The organism is Bulleidia extructa W1219, from assembly GCF_000177375.1.
GTDB lineage: Bacteria > Bacillota_I > Bacilli_A > Erysipelotrichales > Erysipelotrichaceae > Bulleidia > Bulleidia extructa.
Window position 1 is genome coordinate 97,273 of sequence record NZ_ADFR01000016.1, and the last position, 25,953, is coordinate 123,225.

At 35.9% G+C, this 25,953-nt stretch carries 24 protein-coding genes and 1 other annotated feature; of the genes, 2 read left to right on the top strand and 22 right to left on the bottom strand.

From position 1 onward, the window contains the following. The first annotated feature begins 52 nt into the window (after window positions 1–52). Complete coding sequence (ispH, locus tag HMPREF9013_RS06550; RefSeq protein ID WP_006627598.1) at window positions 53–955, top strand: 4-hydroxy-3-methylbut-2-enyl diphosphate reductase; 903 nt, start codon at window positions 53–55, stop codon at window positions 953–955. Here ispH and HMPREF9013_RS06555 read toward each other — a convergent pair. From HMPREF9013_RS06555 to fmt, 19 genes are all read right to left on the bottom strand, one after another. Continuing rightward, window positions 935–1,630 (bottom strand): pseudouridine synthase, encoded by a 696-nt coding sequence (locus tag HMPREF9013_RS06555; protein WP_006627599.1) that lies wholly within the window; start codon window positions 1,628–1,630, stop codon window positions 935–937. The genes ispH and HMPREF9013_RS06555 overlap by 21 nt on opposite strands. Further along, complete coding sequence (locus tag HMPREF9013_RS06560; protein WP_006627600.1) at window positions 1,630–3,276, bottom strand: oligosaccharide flippase family protein; 1,647 nt, start codon at window positions 3,274–3,276, stop codon at window positions 1,630–1,632. Before HMPREF9013_RS06560 ends, HMPREF9013_RS06555 begins: the two co-directional genes overlap by 1 nt. Before the next feature lie 11 nt (window positions 3,277–3,287). Beyond that, the gene (locus HMPREF9013_RS06565; RefSeq protein WP_006627601.1) at window positions 3,288–3,779 is read right to left on the bottom strand and encodes a hypothetical protein; all 492 of its coding nucleotides are present in this window, start codon (window positions 3,777–3,779) and stop codon (window positions 3,288–3,290) included. A gap of 187 nt (window positions 3,780–3,966) precedes the next feature. Further along, window positions 3,967–4,398 (bottom strand): hypothetical protein, encoded by a 432-nt coding sequence (locus HMPREF9013_RS06570; protein WP_006627602.1) that lies wholly within the window; start codon window positions 4,396–4,398, stop codon window positions 3,967–3,969. 98 nt (window positions 4,399–4,496) lie between these two features. After that, the gene (tyrS, locus tag HMPREF9013_RS06575) at window positions 4,497–5,810 is read right to left on the bottom strand and encodes a tyrosine--tRNA ligase (RefSeq protein ID WP_006627603.1); all 1,314 of its coding nucleotides are present in this window, start codon (window positions 5,808–5,810) and stop codon (window positions 4,497–4,499) included. Between the two features lie 38 nt (window positions 5,811–5,848). Next, window positions 5,849–6,050 (bottom strand) — a binding site (T-box leader). Between the two features lie 34 nt (window positions 6,051–6,084). Continuing rightward, window positions 6,085–7,083: a LacI family DNA-binding transcriptional regulator gene (locus HMPREF9013_RS06580; protein WP_006627604.1), complete on the bottom strand. Its 999-nt coding sequence runs from the start codon at window positions 7,081–7,083 to the stop codon at window positions 6,085–6,087. A 9-nt stretch (window positions 7,084–7,092) separates the two neighbouring features. Further along, window positions 7,093–7,629, bottom strand: coding sequence for a hypothetical protein (locus tag HMPREF9013_RS06585; protein ID WP_006627605.1), 537 nt, complete (start codon window positions 7,627–7,629; stop codon window positions 7,093–7,095). Further along, window positions 7,613–7,951: a hypothetical protein gene (locus HMPREF9013_RS06590; protein ID WP_006627606.1), complete on the bottom strand. Its 339-nt coding sequence runs from the start codon at window positions 7,949–7,951 to the stop codon at window positions 7,613–7,615. The genes HMPREF9013_RS06585 and HMPREF9013_RS06590 overlap by 17 nt, the downstream gene beginning before the upstream one ends. A 112-nt stretch (window positions 7,952–8,063) precedes the next feature. Beyond that, window positions 8,064–8,765: a hypothetical protein gene (locus HMPREF9013_RS06595; protein ID WP_006627607.1), complete on the bottom strand. Its 702-nt coding sequence runs from the start codon at window positions 8,763–8,765 to the stop codon at window positions 8,064–8,066. A 69-nt stretch (window positions 8,766–8,834) separates the two neighbouring features. After that, entirely contained in the window at window positions 8,835–9,467 is a 633-nt protein-coding gene (locus HMPREF9013_RS06600; RefSeq protein ID WP_156780658.1) for a hypothetical protein, read from the bottom strand. A 9-nt stretch (window positions 9,468–9,476) separates the two neighbouring features. Then, window positions 9,477–10,127 carry a tRNA (guanosine(46)-N7)-methyltransferase TrmB gene (gene trmB / locus HMPREF9013_RS06605; RefSeq protein ID WP_006627609.1) on the bottom strand — a complete coding sequence of 217 codons (651 nt, stop codon included), beginning with the start codon at window positions 10,125–10,127 and terminating at the stop codon, window positions 9,477–9,479. A gap of 26 nt (window positions 10,128–10,153) precedes the next feature. Continuing rightward, on the bottom strand, window positions 10,154–12,352 hold the full coding sequence (pnp, locus tag HMPREF9013_RS06610; protein ID WP_006627610.1) for a polyribonucleotide nucleotidyltransferase: 2,199 nt from the start codon (window positions 12,350–12,352) through the stop codon (window positions 10,154–10,156). A 239-nt stretch (window positions 12,353–12,591) separates the two neighbouring features. Then, complete coding sequence (locus HMPREF9013_RS07675) at window positions 12,592–12,723, bottom strand: hypothetical protein (protein WP_006627611.1); 132 nt, start codon at window positions 12,721–12,723, stop codon at window positions 12,592–12,594. Then, complete coding sequence (locus tag HMPREF9013_RS06615; RefSeq protein WP_006627612.1) at window positions 12,720–16,136, bottom strand: FtsX-like permease family protein; 3,417 nt, start codon at window positions 16,134–16,136, stop codon at window positions 12,720–12,722. The genes HMPREF9013_RS07675 and HMPREF9013_RS06615 overlap by 4 nt, the downstream gene beginning before the upstream one ends. Further along, a complete protein-coding gene (locus HMPREF9013_RS06620; protein WP_040333753.1) occupies window positions 16,130–16,834 on the bottom strand; it encodes an ABC transporter ATP-binding protein in 705 nt (234 codons plus the stop codon). The genes HMPREF9013_RS06615 and HMPREF9013_RS06620 overlap by 7 nt, the downstream gene beginning before the upstream one ends. Window positions 16,835–16,974: 140 nt before the next feature. After that, window positions 16,975–17,241, bottom strand: coding sequence for a 30S ribosomal protein S15 (rpsO, locus tag HMPREF9013_RS06625; protein ID WP_006627614.1), 267 nt, complete (start codon window positions 17,239–17,241; stop codon window positions 16,975–16,977). 95 nt (window positions 17,242–17,336) lie between these two features. Next, window positions 17,337–18,428, bottom strand: coding sequence for a radical SAM family heme chaperone HemW (gene hemW / locus HMPREF9013_RS06630; RefSeq protein WP_006627615.1), 1,092 nt, complete (start codon window positions 18,426–18,428; stop codon window positions 17,337–17,339). Further along, window positions 18,418–20,223, bottom strand: a complete 1,806-nt coding sequence (gene lepA, locus HMPREF9013_RS06635) for a translation elongation factor 4 (protein ID WP_006627616.1) — start codon at window positions 20,221–20,223, stop codon at window positions 18,418–18,420. The genes hemW and lepA overlap by 11 nt, the downstream gene beginning before the upstream one ends. Before the next feature lie 7 nt (window positions 20,224–20,230). Further along, window positions 20,231–21,160 (bottom strand): methionyl-tRNA formyltransferase, encoded by a 930-nt coding sequence (fmt, locus tag HMPREF9013_RS06640; RefSeq protein WP_006627617.1) that lies wholly within the window; start codon window positions 21,158–21,160, stop codon window positions 20,231–20,233. 115 nt (window positions 21,161–21,275) lie between these two features. Between fmt and rpsT the strand changes: the two genes are divergently transcribed. Next, on the top strand, window positions 21,276–21,536 hold the full coding sequence (rpsT, locus tag HMPREF9013_RS06645) for a 30S ribosomal protein S20 (RefSeq protein WP_006627618.1): 261 nt from the start codon (window positions 21,276–21,278) through the stop codon (window positions 21,534–21,536). Between the two features lie 656 nt (window positions 21,537–22,192). On the opposite strand, the gene HMPREF9013_RS06650 is transcribed toward rpsT, so the two are convergent. From HMPREF9013_RS06650 to dnaG, 3 genes are all read right to left on the bottom strand, one after another. Then, window positions 22,193–22,840: a tRNA (adenine(22)-N(1))-methyltransferase gene (locus HMPREF9013_RS06650; RefSeq protein WP_006627620.1), complete on the bottom strand. Its 648-nt coding sequence runs from the start codon at window positions 22,838–22,840 to the stop codon at window positions 22,193–22,195. Beyond that, complete coding sequence (gene rpoD / locus HMPREF9013_RS06655) at window positions 22,837–24,078, bottom strand: RNA polymerase sigma factor RpoD (protein ID WP_006627621.1); 1,242 nt, start codon at window positions 24,076–24,078, stop codon at window positions 22,837–22,839. Before rpoD ends, HMPREF9013_RS06650 begins: the two co-directional genes overlap by 4 nt. Window positions 24,079–24,214: 136 nt before the next feature. After that, window positions 24,215–25,951, bottom strand: coding sequence for a DNA primase (gene dnaG, locus HMPREF9013_RS06660; protein ID WP_006627622.1), 1,737 nt, complete (start codon window positions 25,949–25,951; stop codon window positions 24,215–24,217). Window positions 25,952–25,953: the final 2 nt, after the last annotated feature.

The following is a 25,953-nucleotide window of genomic DNA, read 5'->3' on the forward strand; positions in this document are numbered from 1 at the left end:
ATCACCTATAATAAGTATAAAGGGAACCCACCAAATAAGAAAGGAATAACGCATGGAAATTATTTCTGTTCAACCAAGGGGCTATTGCCATGGTGTCGTAAGAGCCATTCGTTTAGCTCAAAAAACCAGAGAAACATACCCGCACACAACAATGACGATTTTAGGTATGCTGGTTCATAACCAACACGTGGTAGATGAGTTAGCCAAAAACGGGATTCATACCATTGAAGATCATCATCAAGATCGCCTTTCTTTACTAGATAAAATCCAAGAAGGAATTGTTGTTTTTACAGCTCATGGTGTTTCACCTGCCGTTTATGAAAAAGCCAAAGAAAAAGGCTTGCAGATTGTAGATGCCACCTGCCCCGATGTTTTAAAAACGCATGAATTGATTCGAAATCATCCTGGCGATGTGATTTATTTAGGTAAGAAAAACCATCCTGAAGCAGAAGGTACTATCGGTTTATCTTCTCGTGTTCATTTAGTTTCTTGTGTTGAAGACTTAAATACTCTACAATCCTTCCCCCTTCAAGACCCCATCATCACCAATCAAACTACCCTATCCCTTTTAGACTTACAAGACTTAATTACGGCCTGTTTAAAGCAATACCCAAACGCCAAAGTGGTTCGTGAAATATGTCCAGCCACCCGCTTACGCCAAGAAGCTATTTTAAATTTAGAGACTGATGTTTTATACGTCGTTGGCGATGTTCGTTCCAATAACAGCAACCAATTAGTTAACATTGCTAGAAAAAAAGGCATCTCCTTTGTAAAAATGATTTCTTCAGTACACGATTTACAAGAACACGAAATTATCGAAAAAAAAAGAATCGCTGTGACCAGTGGCAGCAGTACTCCTAACACCTTGACCAATCAAGTGATTTCTTTCTTACAAGACTACGCAAAAACAGGTAGTTTTGTACTACCTGTTTCCTTAGATCGACAACTGCTTTAAATCTCCAATTTCTTCTTCACTCAAGGGGCGATATTCCCCTTTTTTTAATGTTTCATCCAATATCAGATTTTTCATTCGAATTCGTTTTAAATAAGTAACTTTATTGTCAATGGCCAAAAAGATATTTTTGATCTCGTGATATTTTCCTTCTTGTAAGATAATGGTGCATTGAAGATCATCTAAGATTTTGAGCTTAGCCCCTTTATAAGTAATATTTTTATACCTAATTCCCCGTTCGATACAAAGTACATCCTCTTGACTCAATGGCAATTGATGTTCCACATAATATTCTTTTTCCACATGCTTTTTAGGAGAAAGCAGATTATGAGCTAATCGTCCATCATTCGTCATCAACAGTAAACCTTCTGTGTCTTTATCCAATCGACCACATGGAAATAGTCCTTTATAATTCGGAACCAATTCTAATACCGTCGGATCATACCTTCCCTCCGTTGCAGAGATATAGCCAGCCGGTTTATATAACATCAAGTATTGATACTTTGCGTATTGAAGTATTTCATCATCAATTCGAATCACATCTTGATTGGGATCCACCATCATACTAGAGGCTAATGCTATTTTCCCATTAACACTGACTCTTCCATTTTTAACCATATTTTTAACTTGTGTTCGGCTACCCACACTGGCATTCGCTAAAACTCGATCCAAACGCATTAAGCTCTCCTTATCATACGACTTAAAATCGTCCTCAAGGAACGATGAAATGTTACTTGAGAGATTCTTGTCCATTCTGTCAAAGCAAAATAGATCATGATAGCAACGATAGAAACCCCACTAAATAAGATCAAAGAAACAGCTCTTGAATAATGGGAAAAATCCACTCCCAACATTTGAACCGCATAGTAAGGAAGATTCATCATCATAGAAATCACTAAAATTTTAATAAAACGACGCAATAAAATCTTCCAGTGCAGGTTGGAATAAGAAGAAATCTTATGAAAAGCCAAAAAGAAAATCGTAAAACCTGATACATAACTGGAAATAATCGCCCCAGAATAGCCAAATAAGGCTGTAAAAGGGTAAAAAGAAATCAACTTCACCAAAAAACCAATGGCCAGATATCCAATACAAGACTTTCGGAAACGTATGGTCAATAAAATAGAAGTGATTAGAGGTGTCAAAGTTGATGAAAAAGCCAAAATACCAGCTTGCCTTAAAGCCACTTGACCATACATCAATTCACTTCCCCCATACATAATGTAATAGACTGCCCGTGATTGAAAGAATAAAACAGAACTTACCGGAATCGCAAAAAAGAACGTTACGTCAAAGGCGTCCATCAAATATTTACGCAATTCTCTTAGATTTTGATTTTCTAACGCTGCCGTTACAAAAGGAATGATACCGGCACTAAAGCCACTAGCTACCACTTGTGGAATAGAGGTTAACTTATCACAGTTCGTTTGAATAATCGAATAAATTAATGTGGCTGTATGATGATTCATTCCCAAACTTTGATTCACAGATACAAACAAATTGGTATTCACCAGAATTTGCGAATTTCCCAAAATAGCTGTCACAAAAAACGGAATCGCATACATCAAAAATTCTTTTAAAACAATCTGATATGAAACGGCTTCTCTTTTCTGTTTTTTCGCTAATCGAACCAATTTTTTATTTCTTTTAGTATCAAAATAAGCAAAATAGAAAATAGCTAAAATAGCCCCTAAGCTCGTTCCAATCACCGACGCATAAGCTCCAAAGCTTGGATGCATTTTAAAAACATAGACCCCTATCATGGAAGCTACCAAAATAAACGCAACCCTTCCTACCTGTTCCAACACTTGTGATCCAGCATAGGCTCTCATTTCTTTTAAACCTTGATAATATCCACGATAGCTATATAAAATAGGAACGATAAATAACGCCAACGCCAATAAAGCAAAAACATTTTGCATGGTACCCAATTCCCACGCACTCAGATTGTGTCCTCCCAAGGCTCGGGAAGCTAAAGGTCCGGACATCAACAAGAAAAACATCGCCATCACAAAGCCAGAAGTCATCAGAATTCCCGTTCCTAATCGGCGAACTAACAAAACGGTCTTATAATCTTCTTTGGCATAATACTTCGCCACTAACGCTGCAATAGCGAAAGGAATACCGGAACCGGAAATCTGTAATAATAAAGCATAATAATCATAAGAAGCCGAAAAGAATACCATATTCTGTTGGCCCACAATTTCTTTAAAAGGAATAATGTAAAACAGGCCTATCAACTTAGCGATAAAAATACCCGCCGTGGAAGTTAGAGAACCAGCCAAAAACGACTGACCGACTTCCTTTTTCATTTTTTCACTCATTCTCAAACTCCTCATTGAATATCTAGATGAATAAATTCTCTTTGAACTTCACCGGAATGATCTTTAAATTCCACCAAAACTTCAACTTTTATTTTTTTCTCTTTCGATTCCCCGGAAAGAACAATTCCCTTTACATAACCCCGTTCTTTATTAATCTGATGAGGAATTAAAGAACTTGGCCGATCAAAAATTCCGGAACTTGGCATCATCTTGGGATTTTGTTGATATGGTATATCATTCTCTACCACCATCACCACCACTTGATTCATTTCCACTTTGGCTTGATCTATAAAAATATAATAAACATAACCATGATTCTTCTTCACCATTTCACTGGAAATTGAAAAAAAAGTTGATTTTTGTTTAAAGTTTGTATGACTTTCCACCATGTTGTAATGAAGTTTATAAGACTCCATCTTTAAATTTGTTGTTTCATCTTTATAGCAAGCTTGTAAACAACTAATGAGCATCAAGCCAACCAACCAGCTTATCTTTTTACGCATATATAAAATTATACCTTAAAAAAGACCAATGATCGCATTGGTCTACTTAAATTCAACCATATAATTCTAGGATGATCAAACATATGCGACGAAAACCATCCGATTTTGGCATAGAACAAACCATTTGTATCATCAGATGGCAAACAGTAAACTCTCTGTTTACTCAAACCGTTCACAAAGTCTTATGTCATATCATCCACAACCCTTTATGAATTTTAATACCGTACTTCTTTGTTTCTTTCTGGAGATTGCTCACCAATTGATCTGTTTTCTTAGTTTTTCCAAACATCACAGTGGCTCTTTTTCCATTTCCATGTTTTTTCTCAATCAGAAGAATATATCTTTTTCCCCTGCCTATCCTACCGCGAAAATAGTGAGTTTCAATACTCTTTATCTCTCTTAACGGGATGATTCGTTTGCCAAAAAACATAGCATTATGAATATAAAGATTTCCATTTTCGATATGATAAGGTAAAAAGAAACTTCCTCCACTTTTCCAAACAGCAAACCCTCTGCGAAGGCATAACAGTATTATCATGGCTATTAGTAAAATATTCACATTTTTAAAAAGATCAATTGCCCATACCTTTTCAAATCCTATCCAAAAATATCTAAACATCTTCTCATTCTCCTACCTAATATCCTTATATTCTATATTTCCTCTGTTATGCTCATCATAAAAAGCCTTTTTTCTGATACTATGGTTTGTCCTTAAACTCATCTCATCAGATGGCTTTCTATTTTTGAGTTTTTTGTCACATATCTGTTATCCTCTAACAGTCTACTGAAATTCAACAATATAATAATTCTTTTTCCTTTTTTCAAAATCATAAATTCCTGATCAATAGCTTCTTCTTTGACTAAGACACCATCAATGGCTTGAATTTTAATACCATTGATTGAAATCGAACCTTGTTGAATCAACTGTCTGGCGTTTGATTTTGACTGACAGACTCCTGCCAAAACCAAAGCATCCAAAATACCAATTCCACTATCGACCAAAACTTTCTTAGCATCGCTTAGGCCCTCTTTTAATTCTGCCGGACTTAAACTCATAAAATCACCGGAAAATAAAGTTTCCGAAATACGCAAAGCTTTCTCTAACCCTTTTTGACCATGCACATAAGTCGTCAATTCACAAGCCAACGCTTTTTGGGCTTCTCTTCTTTCCGGTTCTGTTTCTACTAAATGAGCTAATCGTTCAATTTCTTCCGGTGTTTTTAAACTCAATCGCTTCAAATAGTCTACGATAGAATCATCTGGTGTATTCAGCCAAAATTGATAAAACTCATAGGCGCTGGTGCGATTTGGATCCAACCAAATGTTCCTACCTTCGCTCTTACCGAATTTTGAACCATCACTTTTGGTAATAAGTGGTGATGTAATTCCAAAAACTTCTGTGTGATTTCCCTCTAATTTCTTAATCAGATCCATACCGGAAGTTAAATTGCCCCATTGATCAGAACCACCAATCTGAACCCGACAATCATATTCCTTAAATAAATGATAAAAATCAATAGCTTGTAGAATCGTATATGAAAACTCCAAATAAGATAAGCCCGTATCTACCCTTCTTTTGATTGTGTCTTTTTGCAACATATACGCAATATTGAATTGTTTTCCAAAATCACGCAAAAAATCTAAAGTCGTCATCTTTTCCAACCAATCGTTATTATTCACCATCACAGCCGCATTATCACCACTAAACTCAATAAACATTGCTAATTGGTGCTTAATACATTCTACATTATGCAAAACCTCTTCATGTTGAAGTAATTTTCTTTCAGTGGTCGGACGTGGATCGCCAATCATCCCCGTAAAACCACCTGCTAAAGCTAAGACACGATGACCCACTTTTTGATAACGACGCAACAGCATGATTTGTTGAAGATGACCCACGTGCAAAGAATCGGCTGTTGGGTCAAATCCGCAGTAAACCGTTGTTGGCTTTTCTAATCGTTTCTGTAAAGCTTCTAAATCCGTATAATCTTTGACTAATCCTCGCCATTGTAACTCTTCTAAAAAATTCATATTTCTCCTTTCAAGGCACATAAAAAGCGCCCTTTCTATCTAAGGACGCTCTTTGCGCGGTACCACCTTAGTTCATAGACTTCCCTATGCCCTCTATCCCCTTTAACGCAAGGTCACGGTCTGCCTTTTGAGACAAACAGCTCCAAGGTGTATTTCCGATCTTTCCAAACAAGCTTTTTCACCAAACAAGCTCTCTCTACCGTTCTTTCAGATGGTACTTCTTCTTTTCAACGCTTTAAGACATTCTAACAAAGCAAAGATTTCTTTTCAATGCCTATTCCTTCGTAGATTGACGAGAAGTGAATAAATAACTCAATTCAATTGAATCTTCGCGATCTTCATTTTCATCTTTTTGTAACATTTTTGTCATCATACGCATGGACACAGCCCCTAAATCATAAGACGGAATGGAAAAAGAAGACACTTGTGGACGCATAATAGTATTGTATTTAGTATCTAACACACAAACCACTTCCATCTCTTCCGGAACAGAAATATCATTTTCTCTGGCTGCATTGATAATAGCCATAGCTTGTGAATCCCGATAGCCGACCATCAAATCATAGCGGTGCGTTTTTAACCAATCTTTTAAGAATCCATAAGAAGTTCTTGTCCCTGTCGGAAGATTCAACTGTCCTTTGAATTCTTTGCCTTTTGATTCATAAGCTTTTTTAGCCCCTTTTAAAATATACTGATATTGTTGTGGGTTCTTACGATCTTCTAAAATAGCAATCTTATCCTTACCTTCTTCCAAATATTTCATGACTAATTCATAGATGGCCTTTTCGATATTGACATAAACCGAACAAACATCCTTAGCTTCAATCTTATTGCCAATTACAACAACAGGGATATTATAACGATTCAAAGTAGCCATATCATTCGCTCTTAATTTATCATCAAAGATCACCACTCCATCCACATGAGATTTAATGATATCTTCCACCACAGAATTCAAATCCGTAATGCCCTCAGTGATTGTATGTAACATAATGTTGTAATTATAAATTTTAGCCACATCAATTAAACCATTGATAATCTGACCCGTATACGTAAACGAAGCTTCCGGAACCACCAAGCCAATGGTGGTTGTTTTTTGTAAAGCCAATCCTTGTGCTATCGCATTTGGTTTATACCCTAACTTTTCAACCGCATTTTCAACTCTTTCACGAGTTGGTGCTTTTACGACATTTGATCCATTGATAACACGAGACACCGTTGCTAAAGACACGTTCGCTTCACGAGCGACATCATAAATTGTTACACGTTTCATTTCCAGCTCCTATTTCTTTTCATTCATTTTATCCTGAACTTTATGCCAAATCATTTCTCCGGTTTCCTTGGCTTTAGCTATTCCATCTTGAACAAAATCACTCTGGATAAATTCTTTTGTCTTATCCACGGCTAATTGAACCCCTTCTTGAACTTTCGGTAAAATCGTTTTCTCAAATTGTTCTTTTCCTTCTTTGACTTTCAAAGATAAATTTTCCCATCGTTCGCAAGATTGTACTTCCTTCTGATCATTTGATAAACGCTGTTGGCTCTTACGAGCATGTTCTTTCACATAAGATAGAACCTTTTGAGTTTGGTCATGGTCTTCGATTTTTTCACCTAAATCTTCGACTTGATTGATAGCTTCTTCTTTGAGATCCTTTGTGCTTTGCTTCAATTCATCCACAAAAGAATCCTCTTTAGGGGCCTCTTCCATCACACTTTCCACTTCTTCCTCTTCTAATTTCTGTAATTTCTTTTTTAAATCTTCCACTGTTTTCTCAATATTTTCAAAGGAATCATCATAGTTTTCATTCTTGTTGGTCATTTGAATTTACCTCCTCTTTTTTCTTTTTTAAATTATCACTGACTGTTTTGCTTGCCTTTGATATCGCTGAAGAAACTTTATCATGAATGGAATCTAAACTTTTACAATATTTCACCGTGGTATCCAAAGGAGCTTGTGCTTTTTCAAGACTTTTATCTACCAACTTCATCGTCGGTTCCAATTGAATCACCGTTTTATTGATAGATTCTAATAAGGTAATCAATCGCTTTAAAACCATACAGAGAAACAACAAAACCACAACTCCTAAAATCGGTAGTAATTTTGCGCATACCAGTTGTAAATCATTTAATAATGCATCCATATAGCTTACCTCTAATTACCATTATAATAAGACTTGTAAACACTTTCAATTATATGTAATGAAAATCATTAAAACATTTTCAAAACCACATCAAAAAAAGAGGATCACTCCTCTATTTCTTCGTCTTTTCAATCACAGTGGTTGAATCTTCTGCATCTTCTAATTCATCATCAAATAAATTCAGTTGAGGAAAACCATCATTTTCAGCTTCATACATAGTATCTTCACTAGATGCTTTGCCATAAACTTGATCACGAGCACTCAAAATGTCATCTAAAGAAAATTCAGGGATTTCATCATCCATTACCCCATCATTCATAAACGTTTCCGAAGATTCTTCTTTTACTTCTTCCTTTACATCGTAAATAGGATTGTTTTCTTCCGTACCCCACATAGGCGAAAGTATGGTTGTCACATTTTCCATATGTTTCTTTTTTTCTCTTTCATTTAACTTTGAAGTGGTTGATTTCAAAGCATTAACATCCTTTTCATCCGCTCCGAAAATAGGACTAATCACCGGTTGAAATTGATAATCAAAGGATTTTGCCATAACTGATTTACGACTTTCTTTTTTCACACGCTTAGCAACAGAACTACTCGACTTTCCAGCATCATCAATTGTAATATTTGGAAAAGATGGTTTAGGAGCTTCCACTACTTTTTCCTCTGGTACTGAATCGATTGCCTTTTCTTCTACCGGAACAACAGGTATCACAGGTTCTTCCACTACTTTTTCTTCTTTTTCAACCCTCTCTTTTTCCGTTTCTTCTGGTATTTCATCTTCAAACAATAAATTTTGTATTTTCTTAATCATAGAATCCTTCAATCCTTCCTATGTACTTTATTATTCTAGTCTATATTTAAAAACTTGTAAAAGAGAAAATCAATCTCCTTCCTGTTGATCAATATTCTTTTCTTTTTCCTCAATTGAATCATTTCTAAATAAATCTTCAATACGCCCTTCTTTCGGTAATTTTTTTTCGAAAAGAGGAATAATGTCGGCTATGTATTTTTTTCGATTTGATTTGATCAATTTCTTTCGTAAAGCATTTTCATCTTTTTGTAAGCTTTGAGAAATTTGAACCATGGCCTTTATAATCGCCTTTAATTCCACCTTTTCACAAACACTGGTTCCAATAAAAGCAGGACTTTCATATACTAAATAATATTTTTTATTGGACAGTTCTTCATAAAAAACACGATAACTTTGTAGACGATGATAGACATCCATATAATTTCCTTCAAAATTGGGCTTTTTAATCCATGATTTTGGATGCTCAAATAAAATGGATGAAAGATTTAATGTCATTTGAAACTTGGTTCCTTGATGATCTAAAACATAGCTATAATCCGTTGATTCAAAACGCCCAATCGAACTGGGAATATAAAAATGATAGGAACTTCGAAAAACATTACTACCTGAGCTTGTTAAGGAAGGTATATCCCGGCTTAAATGGATGTCCGAAGAACAAGCCGCCATCATGCAAGCCATAAAAAGCAGGATTATTTTTTTCATACTTCTATTTTACCGTATTTTTTGAACAACACAGCGATAAATTGGTTGTCCCAGATCCATAAAGCGTCGTTCATATTCTGTAATGGCATCTTCCGGATGTTCCTTTCTTCGGTAATCTACAGAAACCTCTACTAATCTAAAGCCGGCTGCATTAAAATAAACTAAACTGTCTTCAAATAGACCTTTATTATCAGTTTTCATAATTATTTCACCATCATCCGCTAAAATCACCCGATAACGTTCTAAAAACTTTTGAGAACTTAATCTTCGTTTGTGCGTATATTTTTTTGGCCAAGGATCGGAAAAATTCAAGTGTAAATAGTGAATTTCTTTAGCTTCAAACCACTTTAGAACTTGATCAGCATCGCCTAAGACAAAAATTTTATTATAAAAAGATTCCGAATTTTCTTCATAACTATATCGGGCTGCCATCGCAATAGCTGGCGCTTCTTTTTCAATCCCAACCCATGCGTCTTCAGGATATAAAGCTGCCATTTGATTCAAATAGTTTCCCTTCCCTGTTCCAATTTCTAAATGAAGTTTTTTACCATGAAGTTTTCGCTTCCAATTTCCTTTTAAAAACTCAGGATCTTGTAAAATCAGATCCGGATGGTCTTCAATCCAGGGAATAGCCCATTTTTTGGTTCTCATTCTTGCCATATCATCATTCCTAATAAAAGAGAAGGTTAAGCCTTCTCTTCTTTCTTCTTTCTAAAGACACGCGTTTCACCCTCTATTTTTTGAGGTTTAAAAGACTTACGTGGTGTTTCCACATACCCTTCGGGCTTTTCCAAAAGCTCTTTAGCAGAAACCTTCACTTTGCCGGTTTCATCCACTTGAATGACTTTCACCCGAATATGATCACCCACACGAACTTTATCCTTAATGTTTTCAACCCGTTCCCAAGATAATTGAGATACATGTAATAAAGCATCCACACTACCAAATAAGTTCACAAACGCAAAGCTTTCTCTCACATCGGTGACACAAGCCTCATATATTTCACCAACCTTGGCTTCTTTGATTAAGTTTTCAATCATTTCTTTCGCTTTGTCAATCATTTCTCGATCCATGTGATAAATGACACAAGATCCATCATCTTCAATATCAATCTTGACATCTTGACAAGATTCAATGATCTTGTCAATCATTTCACCACCCTTACCAATCACAATGCGGATCTTATCCACAGGAATGATCAGACGATCCATCTTAGGAGCCCACTTTGATACATCAGGTCTAGGTTCAGCAATACAAGCTTCCATATTATCCAATATTTGCATACGACCCTTGTGAGCTTGAGCTAAAGCCTCTCGTAAAATATCTTGTGAAATCCCTGTTACTTTAATATCCATTTGTAAGGCAGTAATCCCTTCTCGTGTACCGGCTACCTTAAAGTCCATATCGCCATAATGGTCTTCCATACCTTGAATATCCGTCAATACGGAGTAAGTATCTCCGACTGTGATTAGACCCATTGCGACACCGGCAACCATGGCTTTAATAGGGACACCAGCCGCCATTAAAGACATGGTCCCAGCACAAATAGAGGCTTGTGAAGAAGATCCATTGGATTCCAAAACTTCCGCAGAAGTACGAATAGCATAAGGAAATTCCTCCTCACTTGGTAACACTTGTGCTAAAGCTCTTTCTCCTAAAGCACCATGACCGATTTCACGACGACCAGGAGAACCCATACGACCCACTTCTCCCACAGAAAATGGTGGAAAGTTATATTGGTGCATAAATCTTTTTTCTTCTTCCATGCCTAAATCATCCATCATTTGAGCATCACTTAAGGGACCTAGTGTTGTCACCGAAAGAACTTGAGTTTCCCCACGGGTAAATAAAGCAGAACCATGTACACGAGGCAATAAATCGACTTGACTATCCAACGAACGTAACTCATCTAAAGCCCTGCCATCCGGCCGAATCTTATCTTGTGAAATCAGGCGGCGAACTTCATTTGCTTCAATTTCAACACCATACTCACGAGCTTGTTTCATCGCTTTATTTTGATCCGCTTCTGATTCATATGCCCACTCAGAGACCCCTTGAACCATTTCTTCAATAAGAGCATCAATAGTGGCATAACGTTCTAACTTAGCTTTAATGGAAACGGCTTCTCGAATCCGTTTTGCACCCTTTTCATCAATATACGCCTTAATCTTTGAATCAATCTCGTAAAGAGTCACTTCCATCTTTTCCTTAGCACAGCTTGCAATCACTTCTTCTTGAATTTCACAAAGCTTCTGAATCGCTTCATGACCAAATTGCAAAGCAGCCAACATCGTTTCTTCCGAAACCTCTTTTGCTCCGGCTTCCACCATGTTGATAGCTTGTTTTGTACCTGCCACTGTCAAGTGAAGATCTCCTTTGGCATTCTCTTCTACACTAGGATTAATTAAAAACTCACCATTGACACGAACCACTTGAACCCCAGCTACTGGCCCATTAAAAGGAATATCCGATATGCAAAGAGCTAAAGAAGAACCAAATAACGAAGCCATTTCACTACTGGCATCCGGATCATTGGATAAGACCGTATTCACCACTTGCACTTCATTACGGAACCCTTCCGCAAACAACGGACGAATAGGACGATCAATCAGACGCGCTGTTAATGTTGCATGTTCACTTGGTCGACCTTCTCTTCTTAAGAAACCGCCAGGAATCTTACCTGCCGCATACATTTTTTCCTGATATAAAACTGTTAACGGGAAAAAATCCGTATCCTTTGCTTGAGAACTAGCGGTTGCTGTGGAAAGAATCGTTGTATCGTTATAGCGAACAACGACAGATCCACCCGCTTGTTTAGCAATTTCACCATTTTCTACTGTAATTGTCTTTCCAAAAAAAGACCAACTTTTCTTAAACTTTTCCATCTTTTCTCCATTTTTCAATTACTGTAATAGTACCACAACCAGCCCTATTTTCATACTTTCCCTAAAAAGTGCCCTTCATTGGTACACTTTCATTTATAAACATCCCTCCAAAGACTCGTTTAATCAGAATCTCCTTTCTTTTTTATTATGTTAGATTTGCCTTTTAAAATCGTATCAGCCTTCTTTTTTCTTCATATAACCCTTGCTTGTTTTTACATATTCCACCATAAACAATCTTTTCAGTAAATGATTTCATGTGTATTTGACTCTTCTCCTAAACCGCAGAAAAAGTCAAACATCTTTCTAACATCACTCGCTCCATCTGCATAAAAACATTCATCTTGATATTCTAAACCATCCATGTCATTCATTCCAAACTCTTCAAGCTTTCCACCATGTCAATACGATGAATATACCGTTTCATCCACTTAGTCACTAATAAACCAAATAAAGTGGTCCATAGGAAAGAATATACGAAACTGGGCCATTGAATCCATATTGGAAAAACCAAGTTTTCAACTTGAATGGTTGTCATAATAATCCGATGCAATACCACCCCTATAGGAAGTCCCACAAAAGAGGCTAATCCCGTCAATAAAATATTTTCTTGGAAAACGTAGCGTTCAATTTCTCTTTTCCGAAAACCCAGTACTTTTAAAGTCGCAATTTCTCGCATTCTTTCTGAAATATTTAAACTAATTAAATTTTGCAAGACCACAAAAGCCAGCAACATAGAAGACACAATTAAAACCCAAACAATAGCATTTAACCCCTGAATCATTTGATTAAAATTTTCAATCAGTGGTCTAAAAAACTCAATTTTTTTCACATCTGTTCTGGCTAGGATCTTTTTTTCTAAATGAGCGATTGAAACGTTATCCTTAACCTTTACAAAGATACTATTTTCAACCAGTTTCTCTTGGAAGATTTTTTGATAAGTCCTTGGATTCATCCAAACCGCATTTTGCGTATAATAAACCGCAATCTTTCGAACAGGTACGGAAAACTTTTTACCCACTTGATTTTCAATTGCGATAATATCTCCTTCTTGAATATGAAATTGTTCCGCTACTTTCTCGCTTATAATCACACCATCTTGTTCAAAAGATATTTTTTGTTTATGCAAATCTTCTAGTTGATATAAAGATGATAAGTTGGATCCCGAGAATAAACTAACACTTTTCTCCTGTTGGTTAAAACTCAGATTAGTGGTGTAATAAAGTCCCTCTTTCACATAATCTATATCTCGATTTTTTTCTAAGTCTTTCTTTAAATTAGATATCTGACCTTTTGCTTCAACAATACCATCATAATGAAGAATTTTTGTAAATTGAAGATGAACTAAAGAAGTAATCGAATCCCGAATCCCAAAACCCATCACCATCAAAGCAGAACACCCTGCTATACCAATTATCGTCATAAAGAATCGTTTCTTGTAGCGAATAAGATTACGAAAAGTCACTTTATGTAAAAAACTAAATCGTCTCCAAAGACAAGAAATTCTTTCCAATAAAATGATTTTTCCAACCTTCGGTGCCTTTGGACGCATTAATGAAGCCGGCACTTCTTTAGTATCCTTATGAATCGCCATCCAAGTGGTTAAGTACATCACAAGCAAAAAACCAATCAATGTCCAAACGATAAACATCCATGGAATTTCCATTTGTAAGGAAGGAAGAATAAACATCATTTTCCAAGCTTCATAAATAATCAATGGAAAACTAAGCATGCCCAACAAAACACCCAAAACCAATCCTAGTCCCGTTGCACTTAATGAATAACAAGCGTACTTCTGAAGCAATTGTTTACGTTGATAGCCAAGAGCTCGAAAAATTCCCAGTTCACTTCGATCTTCTTCCACTAAACGCGTCATTGTTGTCAAACAAACCAGCATCGCCACTAAAACAAAGAAAACAGGGAAGATACGAGCAATGGCTTTCATTTGATCCACCGTATTTTGAAATGTAGCGGAAGCATAATGACGAAGACGGTCTAAATACGTCCATTCTCCATTTTCCAGCTGATCAATTTCTTTTTTAGCTTCTATTAATTGATACCTGACTTCTTTTAGTTTTCTCTCTCCTTCATTGACCTTTTCATAGCTATCTTTTTCAACTAACTGGAGTTGTTTCTGACCGAATCGAAGTTTTTCATAACCGCGCTTCCATTCATTTTCCTTTTGTTGTAAAACTTTTTTAGCATCTTCCAATTGTCTTCTTCTCAAGTCAAGCTGGGCTATTATCTTTTTTTCTTTTTTTTGAATTTGTTGGAAAACTTGTTCTAAGGCTTGCTGACCTATTTGTATCTGTTTTATACCTTGAGCAACTTTCTTTAAACCATCTTTCACTCGACTCAATCCTTGTTCAGTTTGATCAATGGCTTGTTTCAGACTTTCTTTTTTCTCACTAGCATTATTTCCCTTCAGTGTTTTTAATCCTTGTAAAGCTTTCTGATCTTGCTGAATCAACCCGGATAAATAAATTCGTAAAGCCGCTACATTTTTTTGCACATCGAAACCATAACGCTCACTATGAATCCCCGGAATCGTATAGACAGCCGTTTCATCCGGATAACTTCCCCAAATGGCCTGTTCAGAAGAAATCAATGCAATTAATTGTTCTAAAGTCACCAATTTTTCCAAGACCGGCTTTAATGATTCCAGTTGATTTTTTTGCTTTTCTAAAAAATCTTTTTGTGTCAATAAAGCATATTTTTGTTGTGATAAAGATTGGAATTGGGCATTTAAAGAAGCCTTCTGTTCTTCAATTTTTTGATAAGAAGCCTGAATTTGATCCTTGACCGATTTCTCAGATTGTTGAAAAAGATTTTCGTTACTAGATAACTCTTGCTTACCTTTATCTAACAAAGACTTTCCTTTTCTTAATTCTTTTTCCTTCTGAATCAATACCTGCCTTGATGTTTGTAACTTCTGCTGAACTTCCATTTTCCTTTTAGAAAATTTTGCCCATTCTCTTTGATAGTTATCCCATCCTGATTGATAATCTTGTAGTGCTTTATCTTTTACACGCTGACCTTCTTCTTTACCTAACTCCATGAGTTTTGGTTTTAAGCTTTCCTGAATTTTCTTTAATTGATCTTGGTACTCTTTGGAAAACTCATCTGCTCCAAAGTTTCCTTTAAATAATAGATTGACTTCACGATAGCGATTTGCTTTAAATCCTTCTTCCGGTAAATAAAGATAAGTCGAAATAGCCTGATTTTGCAAAGTGGAATTTTCTTTGGTTTGATTCAGATATAAAGGTGTATTGACCAAACCGACCACCTTAAAACGACGTTTTTTCAAAATAGAATCTTTCTTTTTGATCGTTAAAACATCTCCCAAAGAAAATCCGGGCATAATACCAGAGCCCTTTTCTGCCAGTATTTCTTGATCATTCTTAGGCAAGCGACCTTCTACCAAAGCAAAACGATTGATTGTTTTTTTCGGATGATAAGAATGAATACGAGTGATTCTCGTCGTATGAGAACTCATCACCTGAGCATCTTCAAAATAAGCCGCTTCACTTTTTTGAACTTCTTTTTGACGAGCAATTTTATCTAAGTCTTCTTGTTCAAAACCATAATTGGAATAGATAGTTGCCTGTTTTAAGTTGTACTTTTGATTATACAAAGAAACCGAATGAGCCATAATACCGGCCGAAGAAGAAACACCCACGAAGAAAGCTACCCCTATCGCTACAATAGCAACGAGGTTGATATAACGCCCTTTCGTCTTACAAATTAGGCGTCCTAATGATTTCCAAAAGGTTTTATCTTTTACCATTCAATTTCCTCCACAGACAGTGGATGTGTGTTTTCTGTATAAGATTGAATCAAGCCGTCTTTTACCCGAATCACAATATCCGCCATTGGACAAATGGCTTGATTATGAGTGATGATGATGACTGTTTTATGAAATTGGCGGGACATATCCTGCAATAATTGCAGAATTTGTTTTCCTGTCTTATCGTCCAACGCTCCCGTCGGTTCATCACACAATAACAAATCCGGATTTTTAACAATAGCCCTTGCAATGGCAACCCGTTGTTGCTCACCACCGGATAATTGTGCCGGAAAGTGTCCTTTCCGATCTTTCAAACCCACCAAGTCCAATATTTCTTCCGCCTTCAAAGGATGCGTTGATATTTCCGAGGCTAATTCAATATTTTCTAAAGCTGTCAAATTACCAATCAAATTATAAAATTGAAATACAAAACCAACTTGCAAACGGCGATAATCAGTTAACTCTTTTTCATCCATCTTATGAATGGATTGATTACGAACATATACTTCTCCCGAACTTACCTGATCCATCCCGCCAAGAATATTTAATATGGTCGATTTTCCCGCTCCACTATTGCCGACAATAACCGCCACTTTGCCTTCTTCAATTGAAAAGTTAATGCCAGCTAAAGCAGGAATTTTTACTTCTCCCATGGTATAAGTCTTCTTAACCTCTTTTAATTCAATCATTTTCATAATTTTATTATAGGACAGGGTATCAGAAAGCACAAAAAAACCACCATAGAAATAAAGTGAAAACCATTCATTCCATAAAAAAATGAACCTACTGAGTTGTTGTCCAACTTTTCAGGTTCACTTCAAAATGACATTTTTTGAAATTATTTTCTTAAGCCTAAAGCCTTCACTAAATCACGATAACGGTTTACATCGTTCTTCTTTAAGTATTCCAACATATTTTTACGACGACCAACCATCTTTAAAAGACCACGGTTAGAAGAATAATCCTTCTTGTTTACCTTCATATGTTCTGTCAAAGCATTAATTTGATTGGTTAATAAAGCGACTTGAACCTCTACAGAACCGGTGTCCCCTTCTTTACGTCCAAACTCTTTTGTGATTTCAGCAATCTTTTCTTTCGTTAACATGTATTCTCCTCTTTCTTTCTTATTCTTCTAAACCGAGTTTATCGTCGAGGATTCAGTAAACCCAGTCCAAAAGCCTATTCATAATATCCTAAAGATTAAAGAAAATCAACTAATATTGATTGCAAAATTGGAAATCCTTTCTTTGTACATCGAACATACGTTCCTTCTAAAACCAAATTACCGTTTGATAGATGCTTCTGAAATGCCTTATCATAATATTCCACCATATTTTCCTGGTATTTCTCTTTCCAATCTAAAAGATCAATTCCTTCTTTTAGACGCAAGCCCATCATAATAGATTCAAATTGTTCATCTTCTTTACCTAAAGGGATTTTTTTATATTCTAAAGGGTTCTTTAAATATTCTCTCAAGTTTTTTGATTTATCATAGCGTTCATGATTTTCTTTCCCACTGGCTCCACAAGATAAACCAATAAAATCCTCATAATGCCAATACATCTGGTTATGTCTTGATTCAAACCCCTTTTTAGCAAAATTGGAGATTTCATAATGGTCATATCCTTGACTTGGTAAATAAGCACAAATCCATTCATACATATCCGCTTCCAGATCAGCTTCTAAAGGTTTCAATCCCTTTCGGGCAAACAAAGTATTTGGTTCAATCGTTAGTGAATACAACGAAAGATGTTTCGGTTCTAAAGCAAGGGCATCATTGACCGATTGTTGAAACAGTTCCATCGTTTGTCCTGGCAAAGAGTATAGTAGATCCAAAGAATAGTTGGTTATACCGACTTTTTTTAAAAACTCAATCATTTCTTGCACTTCTGTATAATCATGTTGGCGATCCATGAGTTTTAATAAGCGTTTATCAGAACTCTGAAAACCGATAGAAGCCCGATTGATCCCATGTCTATGACAGATTTTTGCTTTCTCTAATGTCATTACTTCAGGATTGATTTCAATCGTATATTCCTTAATCTTTTGACAATAAGGATCTAATAAAATCAATAATTTTTCTAATTCATCTTCCTGAAGACTAACTGGCGTCCCTCCTCCTAAATAAATGGTTTCCAGATTTTCAGGCACTTTTTTATCTTCTATTTCTATTTTTAAAGCCTCTAACCATTGATTCACCAAAGAAGAACAATACCCCACATGTGCAAAATCACAATAGGCACAAATATGAGCACAAAAAGGCACGTGGAGATATAAAGCTTTACTTGTCATGATCCATGGATAGAACAGCCATGAAAGCTTCTTGTGGAATTTCAACCGATCCCACCGCCTTCATTCTCTTCTTCCCTTCTTTTTGTTTTTCGAGAAGTTTCTTTTTACGAGAAATATCTCCCCCATAACACTTAGCTAAAACATTCTTACGCAAAGCTTTAATATTCGTTCGTGCAATAACTTTACCACCAATGGCAGCTTGAATTGGAATTTCAAATTGTTGTTGAGGAAGTAGCGTTTTTAATTTAATGGCAATGGCATTGCCTCGTTTAAAGGCAGAACCACGGTGCACAATGATAGATAAGGCATCCACTGCTTCATGATTTAACAAAATATCCATCTTAACTAATTCTTCTGCTCGATAGCCTATCATTTCATAATCTAAAGACGCATATCCTTTTGAACATGATTTTAAACGATCAAAGAAATCAAAAATAATTTCCGATAGAGGTAATTCATAGTGAATTTCATTTCTACCCACATCAATTATTTCCATATTTTTATAAATACCGCGTTTGTTTTGACAAAGCTCCATTACCGATCCGATATAAACATCCGGTACCATGATTTTAGCTAAGACATACGGTTCTTCAATGCGATTGATCTTAGAAGGTTCGGGCATATGAGCCGGATTATCCACCGCTAACATAGTGCCATCCGTCTGATACACATGGTAAATAACTGAAGGAGCTGTCACAATCAAATCTAAGTTATATTCTCTTTCCAAGCGTTCTTGAATGACATCCATATGCAATAAACCCAAGAAGCCACAACGAAAACCAAACCCTAAGGCTTGTGAAGTTTCCGGTTCATAACGAAGTGAAGCATCATTGAGTTGTAATTTATCTAACGCCTCCTGTAAATCCGTATAACAATCCGCATCCGTTGGATAAAGACCACAATACACCATTGGATTCATCACGCGATAACCACTTAAAGCCTCTTTGGCTGGTTGATGAACATGTGTCATTGTATCTCCCACACGCACATCTTGAATGGATTTAATAGAAGCCGCAATCCAACCGACATCTCCACATTCTAATTTACTAACTTTTACTTCTCTTGGTGTTCGAATTCCACACTCCAAAACTTCATATTCCGCCTCGGTTGCCATAAATCGAATTTTATCTCCCACTTTAATAGAACCTTCCCAAACACGAATCAAAGGAATCACGCCCCGATAAGCATCATAGAAAGAATCAAACACCAACGCTTGTAGTGGCTTTTTCTCATCCCCTTGAGGACTTGGAATCAAGGCAACAATTTGTTCTAAAACTTGATCCACATGAAAACCGGAACGAGCTGAAATCAAAGGCGCATTTGAACAATCCAAACCAATGATTTCTTCAATTTCTTTCTTTGTTTTTTCAGGGTCGGCATTGTTCATATCAACTTTATTAATGACCGGTAGAATTTCCAAATCATTATCTAAAGCCAGATAAGTATTGGCCAAGGTTTGCGCTTGCACACCTTGTGTACTATCCACCACCAAAACAGCCCCTTCACAAGCCGCTAAAGAACGGGATACTTCATAACTGAAATCAACATGACCCGGAGTATCAATTAAGTTAAAGATATACTCCTGTCCATCTTTTGCTCTATATTTCAATTGAACAGCATTGAGTTTGATGGTGATGCCTCTTTCTCTTTCCAGATCCATATCATCCAATAGTTGCGATTTCATTTCCCGTTGTGAAACCGTATCCGTCATTTCTAAAATACGATCCGCTAATGTGCTTTTTCCATGATCAATATGAGCAATAATGCAAAAATTTCGAATTTTTCTTTGATCCATATAACTCCTATTCAAAACAATGACCAACCCAAGAACGACCAAGGCCATTCATGACGGATTTGGCATCCATTGCTTTCTTCCCTTCCGGTTGTAATTCGTTGACGATCAGATAGCCTCCTTGACAAGCGATCTTCAATCCTTTTCCCTCTAAACCAATCACTTCGCCAACCGCTTTTGAATGATGAACTATTTCTTTCCGACAAGAAATGAATTTCACTCGTTTTCCTTGAATGACACCATAAGCCATTGGCCAATCATATAAAGCTCGTATATGGTTGTACAACTGTACGATATCTTCTCTTTGAAAATGAACCATTTCCTCTTCTTTCGTCACATTTAAGCCTAAAATAACTTGCGATTCATCCTGAACAATAGCCTCTAATTTCCCTTCAAAATACAACGGTAAATCCTCACGAATGATTTTTTTAGCCACCTCTATCAGACGACGATTCAATTCGTAAAAACGCTCATCTTCACCAATCTCAATCACTCGCTGAGCATAGATATCACCAGCATCCATTTTTTTAACCATTTTCATCAAAGAAACCGCTGTTTCTTTTTCACCATTCATGATGGCATGATGAATGGGAGCTCCCCCTCGATACTTAGGTAATAAGGATGGATGAATATTCAAACATCCATATTTAGGATATTCTAAAATGGTTTGTGGAATAAATTGTCCATAAGCACAAGACAAAATAAAGTCCGGTTGATAAGATAATACCTCCTCAACAGCCTCTTTTAACTTTTCTGGTTGAAGGCAAGGAATATGATGATCCTTTGCAAATTCATGAGTCGGTGTTAAAGTGAATATTTTTTTACGACCAACAAAATTGTCAGGTTGAGAGACGACCGCTACAATATTGTACTCTTCTTGATAAAGTGTTTCTAACATTTCTCTTGCAAATTCAGGTGTGCCAAAAAATAGGATATTCATTCAAAATCTCCTTTCTCAATGGCTTTATTCTATCATAGTTTTTTCAGATAAATATTTGCAATTTAGTTGTGCTTTTGATATTATAGAACAGCTTATAAAGACAGGAGGTGTCACCATGGCGAATATCAAATCACAAAAGAAACGTGCTTTAACGAACCTTAAAAAACAAAACGCATTAGCTGGTCAAAAAACCGAATTGAAAACAGCTATTAAGAAAGTTTTAATGGCGGTTGAAGCTAAGGATAAAGCGGCTGCTACTGAAGCTTATAACCTAGCAAATAAGTCTTTAGACGAAGCTCTTGTTTCTCATATTAAGAAAAAGAACTATGTAGCCCGTCAAAAGTCTCGTTTGTCTAAATTAGTTAACGGTCTTTAATCAAAAAAGCGATCAATCGCTTTTTTATTTTATTAAAAAGAAAACTTTAAAACTTATTTCAATTTGTAAGCACACTTAAAACAAGTCCGATAGTTATCATATTATCTCTAAAATTTTATTTTTACATTCTTTAATAACCTTTTTATTTTCTTTTAACATTAAAAAAGCGGTATATCTACCGCTTTAATAACTTTAAAATTCACTTTGTCTTACTATCTGATTTTTAACTTTTCTATTTTAAATTGATTTTTTCTCTTCTTTTTTTGATTTATCTTTAGACTTTTGTTCACTTGCCGTTTGCTGTGAATCATTTGATTTTTTATCATCCGATTTCGATTCGCCCGATAAGCTACTTATAATAGCAATAACTAAAACCACCATGAGAACAACAAACCACGGTCTTTTATAGACCGGTTTTTTTCGACAAAAACTCTTCCATTTTCATCTACTACTTTTTTAGACATCAATTTTCTCCCTCAACATTCTTTAATTGGATTATATATATTGTCAATCTTAAAAATGTGCTTTCCATTTTTAAGTTTCTACTCATTGATTTTTGTACAGATAATATATTTCTCAAAATCGTTATGATTGACATATTTTATTTTTTCTATCACATAAAAAACATACACTAAAATAGTGTATGTTCATTAAAATCATCTGATATATTCTTTATAGTAATCAATACGTTTCTTAAATTTTTCGTCCTGAGTCAAAGGCAAAATCTTTTCAGCTTTCTTAATTTCTCTACAAAACCATTTTATCGCTATCGGATCTTTTTTCATTTTTAAATAAGGTCCAATAAAAATATCTTCTTCTTGATATTCTGTCTTTCCTGTATAGAAAGCAGAAATTGAAAGATAATAAAACTTTCGTTCTTGAACAACCCACTCTTCTTGAATCAAAAATCCATGTTCAAACAACCATTTTCGCAACTCCTCATACCCACGATTGACCTGTAAAATAATTTGCTGATAAGATTTCGCTTTTTCTAATTCACTTTCGAGAATATGAATAGCTGTCTTCCCACCCATACCGGCAATAATAATTCCTTGAGTGTCATTTGGTACTTTTTCGATTCCATCACTTAAAATTGTTTGAATTTCATGTTCATAACCGAAACACCTAATATGATCTTTCGCAATAGATAAAGGACCCTTTGCAATATCACAAGCATATACTTTTTTAGCGATACCTTCTTTCATTAAATCAATGGATAAAAAAGCATGATCACAACCAATATCAGCTATGACCAAGCCCTTTTGTACATGACGTTTTATCGCTTCTAAACGCGCTGAAATCATTTGTCAAAAAAATCCTTCAAACGTTTTGAGCGATTTGGATGCTTCAACTTACGAAGAGCCTTAGCTTCGATTTGACGAATACGTTCACGTGTCACATTAAATTCACGGCCAACTTCTTCCAACGTTCTCGTACGACCATCATATAAGCCAAAGCGTAAACGAAGAACCTTCTCTTCTCTTTCCGTCAAACCGGAAAGGACATCATTAATCTCATCCTTCAATAATTGATTCGAAGCATATTGATCAGGACTTAAAGCATCCTTATCTTCAATAAAATCTCCTAAGTGAGAATCGTCTTCTTCTCCAATTGGTGTTTCTAAAGAAACAGGATCTAAGGCAATCTTTTTGATTTCACGTACTTTGTCAGCTGAAATCCCCTCTAAACAAGCCGAAATTTCTTCCGGAGTAGGTTCCCGACTCAACTCTTGAACCAAACTTCTTTCCACACGAGTCAACTTGTTGATCGTCTCTACCATATGAACAGGAATACGAATAGTTCTAGCTTGATCCGCAATAGCTCGTGTAATCGCTTGACGAATCCACCAAGTAGCATAAGTCGAAAACTTAAAGCCCTTTGTATAGTCAAACTTTTCAACAGCCTTAACAAGACCCATATTACCCTCTTGAATCAAATCCAAAAACTGCATACCTCGACCCACATACTTCTTAGCAATGGATACCACCAAGCGTAAATTGGAAGAGATTAGAACATTACGGGCTTCTTCATCCCCTTGTTCAATTTTTTTGGCAATTTCAATCTCTTCACTTGCTTTCAATAAAGGAACACGACCAATTTCTTTTAAATACATCTTGACTGAATCACCAGAGGTGGCCGAAATATCCCCATGTATCGCATTCACATGGTCAAAATAATGATCTTTATCTTCCTTTTCATCATCCGATTTATCTAAATCGTCCAAATCCTCATCAGAATCTTCATCACGATCAACTACGAGATCCTGATCCTCTTCTTCCTCAAAAGTTTCCAACTCCTCTTCGGAAGTGACTTCCATCTTCTGTTCATTAAACCAGTCCCATAATTCATCCATTTCATCATCACTCAGATCCAAATGTTCCAAAGAAGCCATAACATCCTTTTGGAGTAAGCCACCATCCTTTTGGTAAGCAACTTTATATTCCTCTTTTAAATCATCCAGTGTTTTTAAAGTGACATTTTTTCCAATTCCTTTAACAGAATTAATCTTCTCTTTAGTTTCAGCTTTCTTTTTTGTTGGCATTGTTATCTCCCATCTAAATCCATCAGTACTCTGTGGGCTACTATCTTTCCATACAGGTTTTCATTGAAAACACTATCTATTTTTCATTCCACTTTCGCCTATTTTACCACAATCTATTCTAATACGGTAAATAGCTTTAGAATTTCTTTTGTTCGGAAGACTTCAAACGACCTAATTCTCGTTTCACTTCACTATATTTTTGTAACAAAAGCTTTCTGGTCGCCTCATCTAAACTAGGATTGGAAAGACTATCATATAGTTGTTTCACTTGATCATCCAATTGTTTCATTTTAATTCGATCAAATAAAGCTCTCAACTCTTCTTCTTGATAGTCTTTCACATTCATCTCAATCAATCTCGTCCAACAAGTTCTTTCTTCATCACTTTGGGCAGATTCCAACAATTCAATTGGTTGAATTTCTTGCCTTCGATGCAAGCGATTCACTAAAGTTAAAGCCACATTATTTCTCGTAGCATCTGTCAAAAAACCCAATTCTTCATCAAAGATCTGAATGGCTTTGGGATATTGAATCATGATAGCTAAAATCTCGTATTCCGCCACTTCTACCCCATCTACCTTTGTTTTGATAGAAGTTGATTTCGTTCTGGTTTTATTAACAGATACCTTAAAATTCAAGCCTAGTTTTTCTTCTAAAAGATGCTGAAAGTAACGTCGATCCACTTCATCCTTTAAGTTTTGAATTTCAAAGGCTATTTCTTGTCCAACTTTTTTTCGTTCGGAATAATTAGATAAATTAGCACTCTTTAATTGATAATCCATGAAAAATTCCATAAAACTTTCTTCCTGTTTTAAAAACTTTTCAAGTGCTTCCTGACCTTTTTGACGATAAATCTCATCCGGGTCAAGATGATCTATATTCTTAACAATTCGACATTCTAAGCCGATTGATTGTGCCAATTTAGCCACTTTATACGAAGCATTCTGTCCAGCATGATCACCATCATAAGCAATCACTAACACCGGTGCCATTGTAGCTAACAATCGTATTTGATCATCCGTACAAGCTGTCCCTAATGTACAGACTACATTTTCAATTCCGGCTTGTGTTAAGGCGATCACATCCATGACCCCTTCACATAAATACACTTTCCCCGCTCTTCTAGCGGGCGTTTTAGCTCGATGGTAATTGTAAATCACATTTCCTTTATGAAAGACTAAAGTATTATCGGTATTGATATACTTAGATTCCGATTTCGGATCCATACTTCTAGCTGTATAGCCAATACTTTGTCCTTGTCGATCATGGATAGCAAACGTAATACGATTTTGAAACACATCTTCAAAATGCCCATGATAATAACGAATCAAATTAGCTTGACTCATTTCTTCTTCTTGATATCCTTTTGCTTTCAAATAAGGATATAACTTTTGATAAGGATTATAACCAACACCAAATTTCAAAGCAGTTTCTTCATCAATTCCTCTAGAGTCTAAATATTCCTTGGCTTTAGCGCCATCCGTCGTCTTTAAAATATAAGAAAAATAACTTGTGGCATCGCTGAGCACTTCTTTTATCCTTTTTACCTGCGGATCCTCCACCACTTCTTTTTTAGGAACACTTTGGACATGAACTCCAACTAATTCTCCGACCTTTTCAACAGCTTCCGGAAAAGAGACTTTCTCAAAGTCTTGCACAAATTGAAAAACAGATCCGCCTGCTTGACAAACAAAACAATGATAAATTTGTTTATCTGGTGCAATTTTTAAAGAAGGATCATGATCATTATGAAAAGGGCAAACAGCCACATAGCCATTTCCCTTCTCACTTACGGGTATATAATGTCGAATCACATCTACAATATTCGCTTTCGTTCGAATATCATTGATGATATTTTTGGGAATATTCGCCATAG